Genomic DNA, 19564 nt, shown 5'->3' with positions numbered 1-19564 from the left:
CTCACTATATTGTTTTTTTTGGTTGGATGTACTTCCGAAACCAAAAAATCTCCCGTAGATTTTTATTATTGGCGAAGTAATTTTTCGATCAATGAAATGGAGAAAAATACAGTCGATTACCTAAAGGTAGAGAATGTTTACATTCGTTTTTTTGATGTAGATAAAAAAGCAAATAAAATTTCACCAATTGGGATTATTCAGAATTTTGATGCAACAAAACTTAACGTTAATTATATTCCGACCATTTTTATTACCAATCAAACTTTTCTAAATATATCCAAAGATCAAGTAAAAATTTTGGCTAAAGATGTGTTTAATTTTTTGAACGAAACAGCTGAAAGAGGAAGCTTAAAAAGCTTTGATGAAATTCAAATTGATTGCGATTGGACAAAATCGACACGAGAAAATTATTTTACATTTTTGTCTGAATTGAAACATATTTCGGGCAAACAAATTTCTGCCACTTTACGTTTGCATCAAGTGAAATTTAAAGAGCAAGAAGGTGTTCCACCATTGGATAAAATGGTTTTGATGTGTTATGCTACCGAAAATCCGACCGATCAAACTGAAAACAATTCAATTTTAGATTTGAAAATAGCCAAAGATTATTTACAAAATTTAGAAGATTATCCAATCAAATTAGACGTGGCTTTGCCAATTTATTCATGGGCGATTTTAACAAATCATCTTGGAAAAATAAAGTTAATCAATTCTTTTTCGGAGCAAGATTTGATAGGGAAACCTGTGAAAAAAGTTCGTGAAGGTTTTTACGAAGTTGAAGATAATTTCTTCGTTCGAAATTTTTATGTGAGCAAAGGTTTTACTATTAAAGTAGAAACAATATCACCTCAATTATTAGTTGAAACAAAGTCGTTTATCGATACAAAATTAAAAGACAATTACCGTTTGATCTATTATCATTTAGATTCAAAATTTTTAAATACAATTCCTAAAGATCTATGAAAAAAATAGTACTATCATTAAGTTTAATCTTTGGACTAACTCAAGCATTTGCTTGCGCTGATGGAGGAGGAGAAGATTACTATTATTACAATCTTTTTTCTCAAACATTAAGTGAAGCGCCACAATATCAACCTTTTTTGATGACATTGGATAATCCATATTATTCGATTGATGAAAATCAAAAAAATGAGAATATTTTAGATTGGCAAAAAACATTAGGAATCACATATCAACAAGCTTACGAATTGGTTTTTAAAGCATCAAAACAAGAAGTTGATTCGATGATTAAAACTGGAAAATCAACCAATTCAACAACCAATTTTGCGACAACAGATTGGATAAAAAAGAATAAACAACAATTGCTTTATTTATCATATGCCAAATATTTAGAGCCTTACATGGCATTTTATTACATTGATAATGGTGAGTGGTCGTATGTCGATCGTCCAGAAAAAAATGTTAATAATCTAAATTATAAAAAAGTTCTTGAGGTTCTAAAGAAGAGTTGGAATGCGGAAACAGATAAAGAATTGAAAACGCGTTATGGTTATCAATTGGTTCGTTTTGCACATTATTTCCATGAATACAGAGATGCTATTAACTATTTTAACATGTATGTAGCTTCTCAGGGACTAAAAAATTCGATGTATTATTATGCGTTAGATCAAAAAGGTGGTGCCGAACGTGCACTCGGAAATTATGTACAAGCGAATTATGATTTTTTCGAAGTTTTTTCACATTCTAATGACCGTAAATTAAGTGCTTATCAGTCGATGAACGTGACACAAGATTTAAATTATGAGAAGCTTTTGGCAAATGCAAAAACTACACAAGAGAAAAATGATTTGTATCTATTGATTGGTTACAATGACTTTTCTAATCCGTTAGCACCCGCGAAAAAAATTATTGCAAATGATGTGAATGCGCCACAAGCTCGAATTTTATTTGCACGTTCTATCAATTTAATCGAGCGTCAATATTTGCAACAAAATCCTGAAGATTATTATTGGAATTCGACACAAGGACGAAAAAAATACACGGATTTGTATTTGCCTGTAAAATTGAATAATGAATATTATGGAAGTTCGGTTGATAATTCGAAAGAAGAAATTCAAATTAATGAGTTGATTGCCTTAGCAAAATTACAAGCTACAAAAGCCGATAACAAAGAATTTTGGAATTTATCGGTTGCTTATTTGAATTTATTGAATAAAAATTTTACCGAAACGAAGACGTATTTAGCAAAAGTAAATTCGACCTCGAAAGAATTTCAACAACAAAAAAATGTAATTCAAGTTTTATTAGAAATTTTCGAACAAAAGAAAATTACGGATAGTTTTGAGAATCAATTGATGCAAAAATATGCGTCAATCCTTCATTACGAATACCCAAAATTACCAGAAAATGAATACGAATATCCTATTAGTGAGAATCAAAAAATGAATCTAAAAAATGTCATTTTAGACGTTTTGGCAAATCGATATTTTTTGCAAGGCGATAAAGGAAAAGCGTTTTTGATTCATAACGAAATTACACAATTAGGTTCAAATCCGAATTGGGCGATTATCAACGATTTGGATAAATTGGATAAGAAACCAAATAAAACAGCTTTCGAAAAATATTTAATCAATACAAAAGTAAAATCGAGTTCATGGGATTGGAGAACCGAAAAATCAACGGATATTCAATATAAATTAGCTGATTATTTAGCTGATTTCAAAGGGACTATTTATTTGGGCGAAATGAAATTTGATTTAGCAAAGAAGGAATTCGAAAAAATAGATCCAACATTTCATACTTCCGAAAGTTCATATTTTGTGTATGATTACAATTATTCGACAAAAAAAGAAACAAAAACTTGGGTAGAAAACCAATTTGATGGCTTTCATAATATTCCAAGTAAGATTTTTGGGTACAATAAAATTGAATGTTTTAACTGTGATGAAAATCAGGTAATTGAAACGCCTTATTTGAATGAGTTCAAATTTATCAAATCTAAAATGTCAAAATTAGAATTGACGAATGCAATGATTGAATTGAATAAAATCGGGAAAAAAAATTCTGAAGAAGGTGCGAAAGCAAATTATTTATTAGGAAATTTTTATTACAACACAACAACTTTAGGGTATTATCGCTATTTGTTGACATTTGATCGAAACAACGAGAATGGACCAAAATATCATAATTATGATTCGGAATATGAAGCAACAACAAATTTCTTTTATAAAAGTTTTGGTTGGGGTGGATATTATGTTGATAATTTTACACCTTCAGAAAATTATTTGAAAAAAGCGTTTGATGCAACTAAGGATAAAGAGATGAAAGCGCAACTATTGTTTGCATTATCAAAGAATGAACAAGGTCGTTTTTACAATGCAAAAGATCCAGTTTTGAAACGTTTGTATGAAGATCAATATTCGAATGAAAATAAAATATTGGCATATAAAGTGGCAAATTATCGTTCTAATTTCAAGAGTTTAAAACAATATTCAGATACGAAAGCGTATCAAGAAATCAAATCAAATTGTAAATATTTCGATTATTACACGAATAACTTTTAATCCAGTAAACGCTTCTAATTTTAGGAGCGTTTTTTGTTAGAAAATTTTTGACTCAAATAGACTATTATGAAATGTTTTGTAACACAAAAACCAATTCATCGCTATGAAGCTGTGAAAGGTAAAGAGATTCAACAAGAAATTTTTAAATTAATTCAACAAGATTATCCAGATATATCCGAAGAAGAAAATGTTTCAATTAAAGTTCTAAATAAATATCGTCGTTTATTTTTTGCTAATTTGATTTCGCAAGAAAAAGGTGAAATGGAAAAATTGGATCAAGATGTTATAGAAGCAATTCGAAATAATTCGATTCTTTCAGAAAATATCAAAGAAGAAACAGTAAAAACATTAACAATTGGTGAAAAAATAGCTGATAATGTGGCTACTTTTGGAGGAAGTTGGACGTTTATTGTTGCGTTTTTTGTGTTTTTATTAGCGTGGATGTTACTTAACTTCTGGATGTTACATAACAAAGGATTTGACCCTTATCCGTTTATTTTATTGAATTTAATTCTTTCTTGTTTAGTGGCGATTCAAGCACCGATTATCATGATGAGCCAAAATCGACAAGAAGATAAAGACAGGGATAGAGCTGAACACGATTATAAAATCAATTTGAAAGCTGAATTGGAGATAAAATTATTAAGTGAAAAAATAGATCATTTATTGGTTCATCAAAACAAAAAATTATTAGAAATTCAGGAAATGCAAATTCAGTATTTAGAGAATATCGAAAAACAAGTGATTCAATCTAAAGATAAGAATGATAGGGACCTAAAAGATTAATTTATGAGGCAATTTAGTTAATTATTCAAACTGAAAATTTTCATTTATTTTTCATAAATTTGGACTTTGAATAAGTATAAACAAACAAAATAATAAGAATGTCAAAATCATTTGCTCAAATTCCTCAAGCTGTTAACGAAGAGGTGAAATCGTATGCTCCTGGTACGCCAGAGCGCGCGCAATTATTAGACGCATACAAAAAAATGTTTAACGAGGTGACAGAGGTTCCGCAATACATTGGTTCTGAAGAGATTTTTTCAGGAAATAAAAAAGAAATTCGTCCTCCACACGATCACCAAAAAGTGGTTGGTTATTTCCACGAAGGAACTCAAGACGATGTAAGAAAAGCGATAGATACAGCGTTAGCTGCAAAAGAAGCTTGGGTTGCAATGCCTTGGGAAGATAGAGCGGCAATTTTCTTAAAAGCTGCAGATTTAATTGCTGGTCCTTACCGTGCAAAAATAAATGCTGCAACGATGATTGGACAATCTAAAAATGCGATGCAAGCAGAAATTGATTCAGCTTGTGAGTTAATCGACTTTTTACGTTTCAATGTACAGTATATGACAGAAATTTATGCAGATCAACCAGTCTCTTCTCCGGGAGTATGGAATCGCGTAGATTATCGTCCATTAGAAGGATTTACATTCGCTATCACTCCTTTCAACTTTACTGCAATTGCTGGTAACTTACCTTCTTGTATGGCTTTGATGGGGAATGTTGTTGTTTGGAAACCTTCAGATAAACAAACTTTAGCTGCTAAAGTGACTATGGAAGTGTTCAAAAAAGCTGGTTTACCAGATGGTGTAATCAATATGATTTTAACTGATGGAGCAGAAACTGCAAAAACAGTTTTAGAGCACAAAGATTTTGCTGGATTACACTTCACAGGTTCAACAAAAGTTTTCAATACTTTATGGAAACAAATTGGTGATAATATTAATAATTATAGAACTTACCCTCGTATTGTAGGAGAAACAGGAGGAAAAGATTTCGTTATGGTTCACAAATCTGCTTGTGCAACAGAAGTTGCTGTAGCTTTAGTTCGTGGAGCATTCGAATACCAAGGACAAAAATGTTCTGCAGCTTCTCGTGCTTACATCCCTTCTAATTTATGGAACGAGGTAGAAAAACAAATGAAAGAAATGTTAGCAACTGTGACATTAGGTTCTCCTGAAGATTTCTCTAATTTCATGACTGCTGTTATTGATAAAAATTCTTTCGAAAAATCAAAAGCATATATTGATCGTGCACATGCATCTTCTGAAGCTGAAGTTGTAATTGGTGGTACGTATGACGATTCTGTAGGATACTTTGTTCAACCAACAGTAATCAAAGTAACAAATCCTCAATACGAATCAATGGTAGAAGAAATCTTCGGACCTGTATTGTCTGTTTATGTATATGATGAAAATGAATTTGAAGCAACTTTAAAATTAGTAGACGAAACTTCTGCTTATGCTTTAACAGGTTCTATCTTCTCGAAAGATCGTGCTGCTGTGGGAATCGCATCTAATGCATTGAAAAATGCTTGTGGAAACTTCTACATCAACGACAAACCAACAGGAGCTGTAGTTGGGCAACAACCATTTGGTGGAGCACGTGCTTCTGGTACAAATGATAAAGCTGGATCTGCAATGAACTTGTTACGTTGGACTTCTGTTCAAACAATTAAAGAAACATTTGTTCCTGCAAAAGATTACAAATACCCATTCTTAGAAAAATAATATTTTCGAGATATAAAATTAGAATAAGCCTTACATTTGTAGGGCTTATTTTTTTGGTATGAATGATAATTCGGAAAAAGCAATCAAAGCTTCGATTTTTAGTATTGTAGGAAATGCTTCTTTGGCTGGAATTAAGTTTTTGGCTGGTTATTTTGGAAATTCATACGCGCTTATTGCAGATGCTATCGAATCTTCGGCAGATGTTTTTTCATCAATATTTGTATTCTTTGGGCTGAAGTATTCAGCTAAACCAGCAGATGAAAATCATCCGTATGGACACGGAAAAGCTGAAGCGTTAATTACATTCTTAGTGGTTACTTTTCTGATTGTTTCTGCGATTATTATTGCGAAGGAGAGTATTACAAATATTATTACACCACATCATCAACCCAAACCTTTTACGTTATTAGTTCTTGGAGGAATTATACTGTTTAAAGAATTATCGTTTCAATATGTGATGCGAAAAAGTGTCGAGACCAATAGTTCTTCTTTAAAAGCGGATGCTTGGCACCATCGATCAGATGCGATAACTTCGCTAATGGCATTTATCGGAATCTCGATTTCTTTGGTGATGGGACCAGGTTGGGAAGCTGCAGACGATGTAGCAGCACTTTTTGCATCAACGTTCATTTTATATAATGCATATAAAATTCTTCGTCCTGCTTTGGGCGAAATTATGGATGAACAATTGTATGAAGATGAAATTGAACAAATTCGTGAAATAGCCTTAAATGTACCAGGTGTTATGGCGACCGAAAAATGTAATGTTCGTAAGAACGGAATGAATTATTATGTGGATTTACATGCGATTGTAGATGGCTCTATTTCAGTTGTAGAAGGACATAAAATTAGCCATGATCTAAAAGATGCTGTTCAAGCAAAAATGCCTCAAGTAAAAGATGTGTTGGTGCATATAGAACCTACTTTTGTTTCGGTTCGAGAATATTTTCGAATCAATCAAATAGAAGATAAAAGGGTAGAGAGATAATTTAAATAAAAAAAGAGAAGCAATTGCTTCTCTTTTTGATTTTTCTTTATTTTTAAAAAATCATAATATATATAAAAGGTCGATTTTAGAATAATTTGAACCCAATACCAGTACTGATTAACCAAGGATTAAGATCTACATCTGCTGGCACATAAACTTGTTGATCCAAAGCAGCTCCAACTGTTACATCTGTGTTTAAATATAATTTTTTAACATCCACGTTCCAATATAATTTATCATTGATTTTATAATCAAATCCTAATTGAAATCCGAAGCCTACTTTATTTTCATAATCAACACTTGTTACAGCTGCATTTCTACCTTTTCCTGCACCTTCGTCGTAGAAAATTGTATAGTTAATTCCAGCTCCAATATAAGGTTTTAAATTTTTTGTAGGATACATATGGTATTGCACATTTACAGTAGGAGGAAGTAACATTACACGACCTAAATCTAAATTTCCTAATGCCGTATTTACAGCAACAACTTCATGTTTAGACGTTCCTAATATTAATTCGGCTGCAAGATTTTTCGTAATATAATACGTAAAGTCAATTTCAGGAATAACATTATTCGTAACAGCTACATTTCCACCTATAGCTTCAATTTTAGCATTTTCTACAGGAACTACACCTGTTGCTCTAACACGCATATGCAACTCTCCTGCTTCTTGACCAAATGAAATTGCTGAAGTTAAGATTGCTCCCAATAGTATAAGTCCTTTTTTCATAATCATTGTTTTTAATTTCTGACAACAAATCTCGGATTAATCTATCCGAATTAAAATGTTTAAAATCATTTTTTAAAATGACTTTAAACATTTGTAGTTAATTCAGTTTTTTTTAAATTAAAACCGCTGAGAGTCAATTATTTTTAATGAATAAAAATAATCGTAAAAGAAAAACTTTTCACTTAATAGAAATTTATTACTTTTGAAGCTAAGTCATAAAAAAATAATAAAACTCAAAAAAATGGATTTCTTAGAAAATGAAAATTTATCATTAATCGCACAGTCTGCAAGAGATTTTGCAAAACAATACATTCAGCCTAATATTATGGAATGGGATGAAGCTCAAACTTTTCCTGTAGAAGTTTTTAAAGAACTTGGAAAAATGGGATTCATGGGAATTGTTGTTCCAGAAGAATACGGAGGAAGCGGATTGTCTTATGATGAATATGTATCGATTGTAGATGAAATCTCACAAGTCGACCCTTCTATTGGATTGTCTGTAGCTGCGCACAACTCACTTTGTACAAATCATATTTTAGAATTCGGAAACGAAGAACAAAAACAACGATGGTTACCAAAATTAGCAACAGCAGAATGGATTGGAGCTTGGGGATTAACAGAGCACAATACAGGATCTGATGCAGGAGGAATGTCAACAACAGCTGTTAAAGATGGTGATGAATGGGTAATCAATGGTGCAAAAAACTTTATTACACACGCCATTTCTGGAGATGTAGCAGTTGTGATGACACGTACAGGAGAAAAAGGAGCTAAAAATAATGCAACAGCTTTTGTTATCGAAAAAGGAACACCAGGTTTTACTTCAGGTAAAAAAGAAAATAAATTAGGCATGCGTGCTTCTGAAACAGCAGAATTAATCTTTGATAACGTACGTGTTTCTGATGCTAATCGTTTAGGAAATGTAGGAGATGGTTTCAAACAAGCATTGAAAATTTTAGATGGTGGTCGAATTTCTATCGCGGCTTTATCCTTAGGTATTGCAAAAGGAGCGTATAAAGCTGCTTTAAAATATGCACAAGAGCGTCACCAATTTGGAACTGCAATTGCCAATTTCCAAGCAATTAATTTCAAATTAGCTGAAATGGTAACTGAAATTGAAGCTTCTGAATTATTAATTCGCAAAGCTTCTTATCTAAAAAATCATAAAAAACCAATGACAACAGAAGGTGCTATGGCAAAATATTATGCATCGGAAGCTTGTGTTAAAATATCGAACGAAGCGGTACAAATATTTGGAGGATACGGCTATACAAAAGATTTTCCAGTAGAAAAATTTTACCGAGATTCTAAGTTATGTACAATTGGAGAAGGAACAACTGAAATCCAAAAATTAGTTATTGGAAGAAATATTTTGAAAGATTAATGCAAAAGGATTTGTTTAATTACTAAAGAGTTGTATATTTGCCATCTCAAAAAGAAATAGATAAAATTATGTTGATTATACCAGTAAAAGACGGAGAGTCAATCGAAAGAGCTCTAAAAAAATACAAAAGAAAATTTGATAAAACAGGTGTTGTACGTCAGCTAAGAGCACGTCAACAATTTACAAAACCTTCTGTTTCAAACAGAATTAAGATGAGTAGAGCAATCTACAAACAATCTTTATTGGCACAAGAAGAAGCGTAAATAGCTGTTTTAAACAATATAAAGAATTAATTTCTATTGACCTATTTATTAAAGTTGTAACTTTGATGAATAGGTTTTTTTATGGAATTAATTCAACTATTCTTAGATTATTTAGCGCTCGAGAAAAACTATTCTACGCTAACAATTACAAGTTACAAAAGAGATTTAGATGATTTTGTTGAGTTTTATCAACAAGAAGAAGATTCATCTGAAATTCAACACGCAACCAAAAATCATATTCGTGCATTTGTAATGTACTTATCCGAATTACAGAAGTCGGAGAAAACAGTAAATCGAAAATTAAGCGCGCTGCGCACGTTTTATAAATATTTAATCAAGGAAAGTCATTTAACGATTAACCCAATTGAACAAATACATTCTCTCAAGCAAAATAAACAAGTGCTGGTTCCATTTACACAGACAGAATTAAATGATTTGTTGAATAATGATGAATTCTTTCCTGATACGTTTGAAGGAGCAAGAGATCGTTTGATGATTGATGTGATGTATCAAACAGGTATTCGACGTGCCGAATTGATAGGTTTGAAAGAAAATGACATTGATCCAGCTACGCTCTCTATTAAAGTTTTAGGAAAAAGAAACAAAGAACGTATAATTCCGATTTCAACTTTTTTGTTAGAAGATTTAGCAATTTACAATACACGAAAACATAACGAAATTACCCTACAATGTACGAATGTTTTTGTAACAGAAAAAGGAAAACCTTTGTATGATAATCTTGTTTATTCCAAAGTTAAATATTACCTTAGTCTTATAAGTGTAAAACATAAAAAAAGTCCTCATATGTTGAGGCATTCATTTGCGACCCATATGTTAGATTCTGGAGCAGATTTGAATGCAGTGAAAGATATTTTAGGGCATTCAAGTTTGTCATCGACTCAAATTTATACACATGGAAGTATAGAAAATTTAAAAAAAGTGTTTAACAAAGCTCACCCACGTGAGAACAAAAAAGAGTAATTATGACAATTAACTTTCAAGCAGTAAACTTCAATACTAAACCAGGTTTAGAGGAGTATTTAGAAAAAAAATTAGAAAAATTAGAAACTTTGTCAGACAAAATCATTGCAGCAAACGTTTCTTTTAAATTAGAGAATACTGCAGAAAAAAACAACAAGACAGTTGATATCAAATTAGAAGTACCCGGAGATGATATCGTTGTGAGTAAAACTGGACAGTCTTTTGAGGAATGTATTGATTTGTCGGTAGATACATTGAAAAAATTAATTATCAGAAAAAAGGAAAAAATTAGCGATCGATAAAAATTGAAGAATTAGCTAAAAAAAAATCATAAAAATTTGGTTAATTCAAAAAACAGCGTAAATTTGCAGTCCGTTAAACAAACAATTTTAACGGACTGTTCTTTTAAAATAAGTCTTTTATAAATAAATAATGCCGATGTAGCTCAGCTGGCTAGAGCAGCTGATTTGTAATCAGCAGGTCGTGGGTTCGAGTCCCTCTATCGGCTCTAAGTTTTTTTATAAGAACAAAAGGTAAGGCGGGGAGATACTCAAGCGGCCAACGAGGACGGACTGTAAATCCGTTGGTTTCACCTTCGCAGGTTCGAATCCTGCTCTCCCCACAAACTTAATTTTTAAAAGTTTTGTGGTTTAGGATTTAATCTTTAAATTTGCAAAGCTTTTTAGAAGTGAATGCGGGAATAGCTCAATTGGTAGAGCGTCAGCCTTCCAAGCTGAATGTTGCGAGTTCGAGTCTCGTTTCCCGCTCAAATTCTAGTTCGCTAGTGTAGTTAATCTTTGTAAGTAGTTGTTGAAACTTATTTAATCTAAGGTTGGCGAATCAAAAATAAATACCTTTATATAAATTAAAAAGTGTATTTTTGCACTTGAAATAATTAAAAGTTATTTTTTTTAAATTTAAGTATAACAATAGAAATTAATAAAAAGTAAAATGGCAAAGGAAACTTTCAACCGTAATAAGCCGCACTTAAATATTGGTACTATTGGTCACGTTGACCACGGTAAAACCACTACAACTGCAGCAATTACTAAAGTATTAGCTGATGCTGGTTTTTCAGAAGCAAAAGCTTTCGATCAAATCGATAATGCTCCAGAGGAGAAAGAGCGTGGTATTACAATTAATACATCTCACGTAGAGTATGAAACTGCTAACCGTCACTACGCGCACGTTGACTGTCCAGGTCACGCGGATTACGTAAAGAACATGGTTACAGGAGCTGCTCAAATGGATGGTGGTATCTTGGTAGTTGCTGCTACTGATGGGCCAATGCCTCAAACTCGTGAGCACATCTTATTATGTCGCCAAGTAAACGTTCCTCGTATCGTTGTTTTCTTAAACAAAGTAGATATGGTTGACGATGCTGAGTTATTAGAATTAGTAGAGATGGAAGTAAGAGATTTATTGTCTTCTTACGAGTACGATGGAGATAACACTCCAGTTGTTCAAGGATCTGCTTTAGGTGCATTAAACGGAGAACAAAAATGGGTTGATGCTTTATTGCATTTAATGGAAGAAGTTGATAACTGGATTGAAGAACCAGTACGTGACTCTGACAAACCATTCTTAATGCCAGTAGAGGATGTATTCTCTATTACAGGTCGTGGTACTGTTGCAACAGGACGTATCGAGGCTGGTGTTATTAACTCTGGTGATCCAGTTGATATCGTAGGTATGGGAGAAGAAAAATTAACTTCTACTGTAACTGGGGTTGAAATGTTCCGTAAAATCTTAGATAGAGGTGAAGCTGGTGATAATGTAGGTTTATTATTACGTGGTGTTGAGAAAACAGAAATCCGTCGTGGTATGGTTATTTGTAAACAAGGATCTGTTAAACCACACAAAAAATTCAAAGCTGAGGTTTATATCTTAACTAAAGAAGAAGGTGGTCGTCACACTCCATTCCACAACCGTTACCGTCCACAGTTCTACGTACGTACAACTGACGTAACAGGGGAAATCAACTTACCAGAAGGTGTTGAGATGGTTTTACCAGGAGATAACTTAACTATTACAGTTGAATTATTACAACCAATTGCATTAAACGAAGGTTTACGTTTCGCAATCCGTGAAGGTGGACGTACAGTTGGTGCAGGTCAGGTAACTGAAATTTTAGACTAATTATAGTCAATCAATAATATAGAAGATGTGGTAATCTTCAATGATTACCACTCTTTTTATTCTACGGGCATAGTTCAATGGTAGAATAGCGGTCTCCAAAACCGTTGATCAGGGTTCGAATCCTTGTGCCCGTGCTAAATGAAAACGATATGAAAATCGTACAATATGTAAAAGAATCCTTTGTAGAGTTTAAAGAACATGTAACATGGCCATCTTTTTCTGATTTACAAAGAGACACTATTATTGTTGCAATAGCTACAGTTCTGTTAGCTATATTTTTATATGCGGTAGATACATTATTCACACAAGTGCTTAACTTTATCTACGGCGCTTTTTAGTTTATATAATATCCCGTTTAGTAATTAGAATCATGAGTGAAAAGAAATGGTATGTAATCAAGACTGTAGCTGGACAAGAGCTGAAAGTTAAAGATTATATTGAAAGAGAAATTCAGTACCAAAATTTGAATGATTATGTAGGACAAATTGTTGTTCCTATGGAAAAAGTGATTCAAATCCGCAACGGTAAAAAATATCAAAAGGAAAAAGTACATTTTCCTGGCTACATCATGATAGAAGCTGAGCTTGTGGGAGAAATACCTCACATGGTAAAGAATACATCTGGTGTAATTAGCTTTTTGAGTGCAACCAAAGGAGGTGATCCTGTACCAATGAGACAATCGGAAGTTAACCGAATGTTAGGTAAAGTTGACGAATTAGCAGAAAATGTTGATACAAATCTTGGAGTAACTTACATTGTAGGTGAAAATGTAAAAGTAATCGACGGACCATTCAATGGCTTCAACGGAACGGTTGAGAAAATCATTGAAGACAAACGCAAACTTGAAGTGATGGTTTTAATCTTCGGACGTAAAACCCCACTTGAGTTAAGTTTTAACCAAGTTGAAAAGATTGCATGATCAATCAACAAATTAAAAGTAGAAAATTTAGGCTGCTTCCACATAACGCTTAATTTTAAGAATTAAAAAAATGGCAAAAAAAATTGAAAAAGTTGTAAAACTTCAAGTTAAAGGAGGACAAGCAAATCCTTCGCCACCAGTAGGGCCGGCTTTAGGTGCTGCAGGTGTTAACATCATGGAGTTTTGTAAACAATTTAATGGACGTACACAAGAAAAACAAGGTGCAGTGTTACCAGTTGTTATTACGGTGTATCAAGACAAATCATTTGATTTCGTAATTAAAACTCCACCAGCTGCTGTTCAGTTAATGGAAGCTGCGAAATTGAAAAAAGCATCAGGTGTGCCAAACCGTCAAAAAGTTGGTACTGTTACTTGGGATCAAGTGAGAGCTATTGCTGAAGACAAGTTAGCGGACATGAACTGTTTTACTGTTGAATCTGCTATGAAAATGGTTGCTGGAACTGCACGTTCTATGGGTATAACTGTAAAAGGTGGGCAAGCTCCAGAATAATTAAAACATTTTAGGAAATGGCAAAGTTAACAAAAAAACAAAAAGAGGTATTAGCTAAAGTAGAAAAAAACAAACTTTACTCTATTGATGAAGCATCATCATTAGTAAAGGAAGTAAACTACGCAAAGTTTGATGCTTCTGTAGATATAGCAGTTCGTTTAGGTGTAGACCCTAAGAAAGCTAACCAAATGGTTCGTGGTGTAGTTTCATTACCACACGGAACAGGTAAAGATGTAAAAGTATTAGCATTAGTTACTCCAGATAAAGAAGCAGAAGCTAAAGCAGCAGGTGCTGATTATGTAGGATTAGATGAATACTTACAAAAAATTAAAGATGGTTGGACAGATGTAGACGTGATCGTTACTATGCCAGCTGTTATGGGTAAATTAGGACCATTAGGACGTGTTTTAGGACCTCGTGGATTAATGCCTAACCCAAAGTCAGGTACTGTAACTTTAGAAGTTGGTAAAGCCGTTTCTGAAGTAAAAGCAGGTAAAATCGACTTCAAAGTAGACCGTTACGGAATCATCCACGCTGCAGTTGGTAAAGTATCTTTTGATGCTGATAAAATTAAAGACAATGCGAATGAATTAATTCAAACTTTAATTAAATTAAAACCAACAGCTGCTAAAGGAGTATATGTAAGAAGCATCACGCTTTCTACAACTCAATCTGTAGGTGTATCAGTAGATCCAAAAAGTGTAAACGCTTAAAATTAGTAGATTATGGCAATGACAAAACAAGATAAAGCAAATATGATAGATGAATTGCAAGCTGTATTAGCAGAAGCAAAAATCATCTACTTAGCAGATATCGACGGATTAAACGCTGTTAATACTACTGAATTAAGAAGAGCTTGCTTCAAAAGCAATGTATCTTTACGCGTAGTAAAAAACACTTTATTAAAGAAAGCGATGGAGAACATCGAAGACAAAAACTTCGAAGAACTTTACGGATCTTTAAAAGGAAATACAGCATTAATGACTGCTGAAGTTGGTAATGCACCAGCTAAAGTAATTGATGTTTTCAGAAAAAAATCTGAAAAGCCTATTTTAAAAGGAGCTTGGATTGAAGATAATACTTGGGTTGGTGATGACAAATTACCACAATTAGTAGCATTGAAATCTCGCGAAGAATTAATCGCAGATATCGTTATGTTACTTCAATCTCCTATCAAAACTGTTGTTTCTCAATTAGAGAACAAAGAAGCTGCGAAAGCAGAAGAAGGAGCTTCAGAAGAATAAGACACACTCATATTAAATAAAGTTTAAAAAACAAAAAGCATTAAAATGGCAGATTTAAAAAAATTAGCTGAAGAGTTAGTAAACTTAACAGTATTAGAAGTTAACGAATTATCTACAATCTTAAAAGACGAGTACGGAATTGAACCAGCTGCTGCTGCAGTTGTTGTTGCTGCTGGTGGAGCTGAAGCTGCAGATGAGCAAACAGAATTCGACGTAATCTTAAAAGAAGCAGGTGCATCTAAATTAGCAGTTGTTAAATTAGTTAAAGAATTAACTGGAAAAGGATTAAAAGAAGCTAAAGATTTAGTAGATTCAACTCCAGCTACAGTTAAAGAAGCAGTTTCTAAAGATGAAGCTGAAGCTTTAAAGAAACAGCTAGAAGAAGCTGGTGCAGTAGTAGAATTGAAGTAATTTTTATTACTAAAAAATATAGGTTTGGACCTAACACAGGACGTGTTAGGTCTAAACCTTTTTACGCATAAAGTCATTATATAAACCAAAATTCATTCGAAATTGGCCACTAAAGCAACATTAAGCAACTCGACTGAGAAAAAAGAAAGATTGAACTTCTCTTCTGCAAAAGCAGTCGCTCAGTTCCCAGATTTCCTTGACATTCAGATCAAATCGTTTGAAGATTTTTTCCAGTTGGAAACAAGACCTGACCAACGAAAAAATGAAGGTCTTTACCGAACATTTGCTGAGAATTTTCCAATTACGGATACTCGCAATCAGTTTGTTTTAGAATTCTTAGATTATTTCGTAGATCCACCACGTTACACAATTGATGAGTGTATCGAAAGAGGGTTAACGTACAGTGTACCTTTGAAAGCTCGTCTTAAATTGTACTGTACGGACGAAGAACACGAAGATTTCGAAACTGTTGTGCAAGACGTTTATTTAGGAACAATTCCTTATATGTCACCTTCAGGATCATTCATTATCAATGGTGCAGAACGTGTTATTGTATCTCAATTACACCGTTCTCCTGGGGTATTCTTTGGACAATCTTTCCATGCGAATGGTACAAAATTGTACTCATCTCGTATTATTCCTTTCAAAGGATCTTGGATTGAGTTCGCAACAGACATCAACAGCGTAATGTACGCTTACATCGATCGTAAGAAAAAGTTACCATTAACTACTTTATTACGTGCAATCGGATACGAAAGAGATAAAGATATCTTAGAAATTTTCGACTTAGCAGAAGAAGTAAAAGTTAATAAAGCTAATTTAAAGAAAGTTGTAGGTCGTAAACTTGCTGCACGTGTATTAAACACATGGCACGAGGATTTCGTAGATGAAGATACAGGAGAAGTTGTATCTATCGAGCGTAATGAAATTATCTTAGACCGTGAAACAATCTTAGAAAAAGATCACATCGATCAAATCGTAGATTCTGGTGTTAAGACAATCTTATTACACAAAGAAGATATAAATTCTGCTGATTATGGAATTATCCATAATACTTTACAAAAAGACCCTACGAATACTGAAAAAGAAGCCGTAGAGTATATCTATAGACAATTACGTAACGCTGAGCCACCAGATGAGGAGACAGCAAGAGGAATTATTGATAAATTATTCTTCTCTGATCAACGTTATTCATTAGGTGAAGTAGGTCGTTACAGATTAAATAAAAAATTAGGTTTAGCTATTAGCGAGGATATACAAGTATTGACTCGTGAAGATATCATTTCGATTATTAAATACTTAATCGAATTAATCAACTCTAAAGCAGAGGTGGATGATATTGACCACTTATCTAACCGTCGTGTAAGAACGGTTGGTGAGCAAATGGCAAGCCAATTCGGAGTAGGTTTAGCTCGTATGGCTAGAACTATCCGTGAAAGAATGAATGTTCGTGACAACGAGGTGTTTACACCTATCGACTTGATTAATGCTAAAACATTATCATCTGTTATCAACTCATTCTTCGGAACGAATCAGTTATCTCAGTTCATGGACCAAACAAATCCATTATCAGAGATTACACACAAACGTCGTTTATCAGCATTAGGACCTGGAGGTTTATCAAGAGAAAGAGCGGGATTCGAGGTACGTGACGTACACCACACTCATTACGGACGTTTATGTCCAATTGAAACTCCTGAGGGACCAAACATTGGTTTGATTTCGTCATTATGTGTATTCGCTAAAGTTAATAACTTAGGATTCATCGAAACACCGTACAGAAAGGTAGAAGAAGGAAAAGTGGACGTCGAATCAGCACCTATCTACTTAACTGCGGAAGAGGAAGAATCTAAAGTAATTGCTCAAGCCAATATCGACATGGCAGACGATGGTACTATTGCTACTGAACGTGTAACAGCTCGTGAAGACGGAGATTTCCCTGTGGTAACTCCATCAGAAGTAGACTTAATCGACGTTGCACCTAACCAGATTGCTTCTATCTCAGCATCATTAATTCCTTTCTTGGAGCATGATGACGCCAACCGTGCGTTAATGGGATCGAACATGATGCGTCAGGCAGTTCCATTATTAAAACCTCAAGCACCAATTGTAGGTACTGGATTAGAAAAACAAGTTGCAAAAGATTCTAGAATCTTAGTTAATGCAGAACGTGAAGGTACAGTAACTTATGTTGATGCTGACATTATAACAATTAAATATGATCGCTCAGAAGACGAAGAATTAGTAAGCTTCGATACCGCTGAGAAAACATATAATTTAACAAAATTCAGAAAAACCAATCAAGGAACTACAATTACGTTGAAACCAATTGTAAAAGTTGGTGATCGTGTAGAGAAAGGACAAGTTTTATCTGAAGGTTATGCAACAGAAGGAGGAGAATTAGCAATTGGTCGAAACATGGTTGTTGCCTTTATGCCTTGGCAAGGGTACAACTTCGAGGATGCTATTGTAATTTCTGAGAAAGCTGTTCGTGAAGACTGGTTTACATCTATCCACATCGATGAGTATTCATTAGATGTACGTGATACTAAATTAGGTATGGAAGAATTAACTTCTGATATTCCTAACGTTTCGGAAGAGGCTACAAAAGACTTAGACGAAAACGGTATGATCCGTATTGGAGCAGAAGTAAAACCTGGTGATATCTTGATTGGTAAGATTACTCCAAAAGGAGAATCTGATCCAACTCCAGAAGAAAAACTATTACGTGCAATTTTTGGTGACAAAGCTGGTGATGTAAAAGATGCTTCTCTTAAAGCTTCTCCATCATTACGTGGTGTTGTAATCAATAAAAAATTATTCTCACGTAGTATTAAGGATAAACGTAAACGTTCTCAAGACAAGGCTATCATTGATAGTGTAGAAGCTGAGTACGATGTTAAATTCAATGAATTAAGAGAGATTTTATTAGAGAAATTATACGTTTTATTAAACGGAAAAACATCTCAAGGTATTTACAACGACTTGAACGAAGAAGTGATCAAGAAAGGTGTAAAATACACACAAAAAATCTTATCTAACGTTGAAGATTTCTTAAATTTAACTGGATTAGAATCTCTTTGGACAACAGACGAGGATAAGAACGAATTAGTAAAAGAGTTGATACATAATTATAAAATTAAGTACAACGACTTACAAGGAGCGCTTAACCGTGAAAGATTTACAATCTCAGTTGGAGATGAGTTACCTGCAGGTATCGTAAAATTAGCGAAAATCTATATTGCGAAAAAACGTAAACTAAGAGTAGGGGATAAAATGGCTGGACGCCACGGTAACAAAGGTATTGTTGCACGTATCGTTCGCGACGAAGATATGCCTTTCTTAGAAGACGGAACACCAGTAAATATCGTACTTAATCCACTTGGGGTACCATCTCGTATGAATATCGGTCAGATTTATGAAACGGTATTAGGATGGGCTGGATTAAAAATGGGACAAAAATTTGCAACTCCTATTTTCGACGGTGCTGAAATTGATGACATCGATCGTATTACAGAAGAAGCAGGTATTCCTAAACACGGTACAACTTATTTATATGATGGTAATACTGGAGAGCGTTTTGATCAAAAAGCTACTGTAGGGGTGATTTACATGTTGAAATTAGGACATATGGTTGACGACAAAATGCACGCGCGTTCTATCGGACCATACTCTTTAATTACTCAACAACCATTAGGAGGTAAAGCACAATTCGGTGGACAACGTTTCGGAGAGATGGAGGTTTGGGCATTAGAAGCATTCGGTGCATCTAATATCTTACGCGAAATCTTAACAGTTAAGTCGGATGACGTAATTGGACGTGCGAAAACTTACGAAGCAATCGTAAAAGGAGAGCCAATGCCAGAACCTGGTATTCCAGAATCATTTAACGTATTGTTACATGAATTACAAGGTCTTGGATTAGACATAAACTTGGAAGAATAATAGGGCAACCTA

18 protein-coding genes and 4 tRNA genes are annotated in these 19564 nt (G+C 33.7%); 21 read left to right on the top strand and 1 reads right to left on the bottom strand.

What is annotated here, in order from left to right; translation table 11 throughout:
• Window positions 1-96 precede the first annotated feature (96 nt).
• The 5 genes from NZD85_RS07655 (at window position 97) to NZD85_RS07635 (ending at window position 7025) form a co-directional block, all read left to right on the top strand.
• The gene (locus NZD85_RS07655) at window positions 97-963 is read left to right on the top strand and encodes a hypothetical protein (RefSeq protein WP_260541208.1); all 867 of its coding nucleotides are present in this window, start codon (window positions 97-99) and stop codon (window positions 961-963) included.
• On the top strand, window positions 960-3524 hold the full coding sequence (locus NZD85_RS07650) for a hypothetical protein (RefSeq protein ID WP_260541207.1): 2565 nt from the start codon (window positions 960-962) through the stop codon (window positions 3522-3524). The genes NZD85_RS07655 and NZD85_RS07650 overlap by 4 nt, the downstream gene beginning before the upstream one ends.
• Before the next feature lie 66 nt (window positions 3525-3590).
• Window positions 3591-4310 (top strand): DUF1003 domain-containing protein, encoded by a 720-nt coding sequence (locus NZD85_RS07645; protein ID WP_260541206.1) that lies wholly within the window; start codon window positions 3591-3593, stop codon window positions 4308-4310.
• Between the two features lie 98 nt (window positions 4311-4408).
• On the top strand, window positions 4409-6037 hold the full coding sequence (gene pruA / locus NZD85_RS07640; protein ID WP_260541205.1) for an L-glutamate gamma-semialdehyde dehydrogenase: 1629 nt from the start codon (window positions 4409-4411) through the stop codon (window positions 6035-6037).
• Between the two features lie 58 nt (window positions 6038-6095).
• Window positions 6096-7025, top strand: a complete 930-nt coding sequence (locus NZD85_RS07635) for a cation diffusion facilitator family transporter (protein WP_260541204.1) — start codon at window positions 6096-6098, stop codon at window positions 7023-7025.
• Window positions 7026-7110: 85 nt separating this feature from the next.
• Here NZD85_RS07635 and NZD85_RS07630 read toward each other — a convergent pair whose 3' ends face one another.
• Window positions 7111-7755, bottom strand: coding sequence for an OmpW/AlkL family protein (locus NZD85_RS07630; protein WP_260541202.1), 645 nt, complete (start codon window positions 7753-7755; stop codon window positions 7111-7113).
• A gap of 241 nt (window positions 7756-7996) precedes the next feature.
• Between NZD85_RS07630 and NZD85_RS07625 the strand changes: the two genes are divergently transcribed.
• The 16 genes from NZD85_RS07625 to rpoB all read left to right on the top strand — a co-directional run bounded on the left by NZD85_RS07625 (window position 7997) and on the right by rpoB (window position 19552).
• Window positions 7997-9139, top strand: a complete 1143-nt coding sequence (locus NZD85_RS07625) for an acyl-CoA dehydrogenase family protein (protein WP_171622826.1) — start codon at window positions 7997-7999, stop codon at window positions 9137-9139.
• Window positions 9140-9207: 68 nt separating this feature from the next.
• Window positions 9208-9402 carry a 30S ribosomal protein S21 gene (gene rpsU, locus NZD85_RS07620; RefSeq protein WP_171622825.1) on the top strand — a complete coding sequence of 65 codons (195 nt, stop codon included), beginning with the start codon at window positions 9208-9210 and terminating at the stop codon, window positions 9400-9402.
• 81 nt (window positions 9403-9483) lie between these two features.
• Window positions 9484-10383 carry a tyrosine-type recombinase/integrase gene (locus NZD85_RS07615; RefSeq protein ID WP_260541199.1) on the top strand — a complete coding sequence of 300 codons (900 nt, stop codon included), beginning with the start codon at window positions 9484-9486 and terminating at the stop codon, window positions 10381-10383.
• 2 nt (window positions 10384-10385) lie between these two features.
• On the top strand, window positions 10386-10685 hold the full coding sequence (hpf, locus tag NZD85_RS07610) for a ribosome hibernation-promoting factor, HPF/YfiA family (protein WP_171622823.1): 300 nt from the start codon (window positions 10386-10388) through the stop codon (window positions 10683-10685).
• Between the two features lie 132 nt (window positions 10686-10817).
• Window positions 10818-10891, top strand: a tRNA-Thr gene (locus NZD85_RS07605).
• A 32-nt stretch (window positions 10892-10923) separates the two neighbouring features.
• Window positions 10924-11005: transfer RNA gene (locus NZD85_RS07600), tRNA-Tyr, on the top strand.
• Between the two features lie 72 nt (window positions 11006-11077).
• Window positions 11078-11150: transfer RNA gene (locus NZD85_RS07595), tRNA-Gly, on the top strand.
• Between the two features lie 184 nt (window positions 11151-11334).
• A complete protein-coding gene (gene tuf, locus NZD85_RS07590; protein WP_171622822.1) occupies window positions 11335-12522 on the top strand; it encodes an elongation factor Tu in 1188 nt (395 codons plus the stop codon).
• Window positions 12523-12585: 63 nt separating this feature from the next.
• A tRNA-Trp gene (locus NZD85_RS07585) sits at window positions 12586-12656 on the top strand.
• 15 nt (window positions 12657-12671) lie between these two features.
• The gene (gene secE / locus NZD85_RS07580; protein WP_171622821.1) at window positions 12672-12860 is read left to right on the top strand and encodes a preprotein translocase subunit SecE; all 189 of its coding nucleotides are present in this window, start codon (window positions 12672-12674) and stop codon (window positions 12858-12860) included.
• Between the two features lie 32 nt (window positions 12861-12892).
• The gene (gene nusG, locus NZD85_RS07575; protein WP_171622820.1) at window positions 12893-13441 is read left to right on the top strand and encodes a transcription termination/antitermination protein NusG; all 549 of its coding nucleotides are present in this window, start codon (window positions 12893-12895) and stop codon (window positions 13439-13441) included.
• A gap of 70 nt (window positions 13442-13511) precedes the next feature.
• A complete protein-coding gene (gene rplK / locus NZD85_RS07570) occupies window positions 13512-13952 on the top strand; it encodes a 50S ribosomal protein L11 (protein ID WP_019974310.1) in 441 nt (146 codons plus the stop codon).
• A gap of 17 nt (window positions 13953-13969) precedes the next feature.
• Complete coding sequence (gene rplA / locus NZD85_RS07565; RefSeq protein WP_171622818.1) at window positions 13970-14665, top strand: 50S ribosomal protein L1; 696 nt, start codon at window positions 13970-13972, stop codon at window positions 14663-14665.
• An 18-nt stretch (window positions 14666-14683) separates the two neighbouring features.
• Window positions 14684-15196, top strand: a complete 513-nt coding sequence (gene rplJ, locus NZD85_RS07560) for a 50S ribosomal protein L10 (protein ID WP_171622862.1) — start codon at window positions 14684-14686, stop codon at window positions 15194-15196.
• A gap of 45 nt (window positions 15197-15241) precedes the next feature.
• The gene (rplL, locus tag NZD85_RS07555; RefSeq protein WP_188319587.1) at window positions 15242-15607 is read left to right on the top strand and encodes a 50S ribosomal protein L7/L12; all 366 of its coding nucleotides are present in this window, start codon (window positions 15242-15244) and stop codon (window positions 15605-15607) included.
• A gap of 102 nt (window positions 15608-15709) precedes the next feature.
• Window positions 15710-19552: a DNA-directed RNA polymerase subunit beta gene (gene rpoB, locus NZD85_RS07550; protein ID WP_171622816.1), complete on the top strand. Its 3843-nt coding sequence runs from the start codon at window positions 15710-15712 to the stop codon at window positions 19550-19552.
• Window positions 19553-19564 lie beyond the last annotated feature (12 nt).

The organism is Empedobacter stercoris, from assembly GCF_025244765.1.
GTDB classification, from domain to species: domain Bacteria; phylum Bacteroidota; class Bacteroidia; order Flavobacteriales; family Weeksellaceae; genus Empedobacter; species Empedobacter stercoris.
The sequence above is the reverse complement of the archived record's forward strand: the minus strand, read 5'-3'. Positions and strand labels throughout refer to the sequence as shown.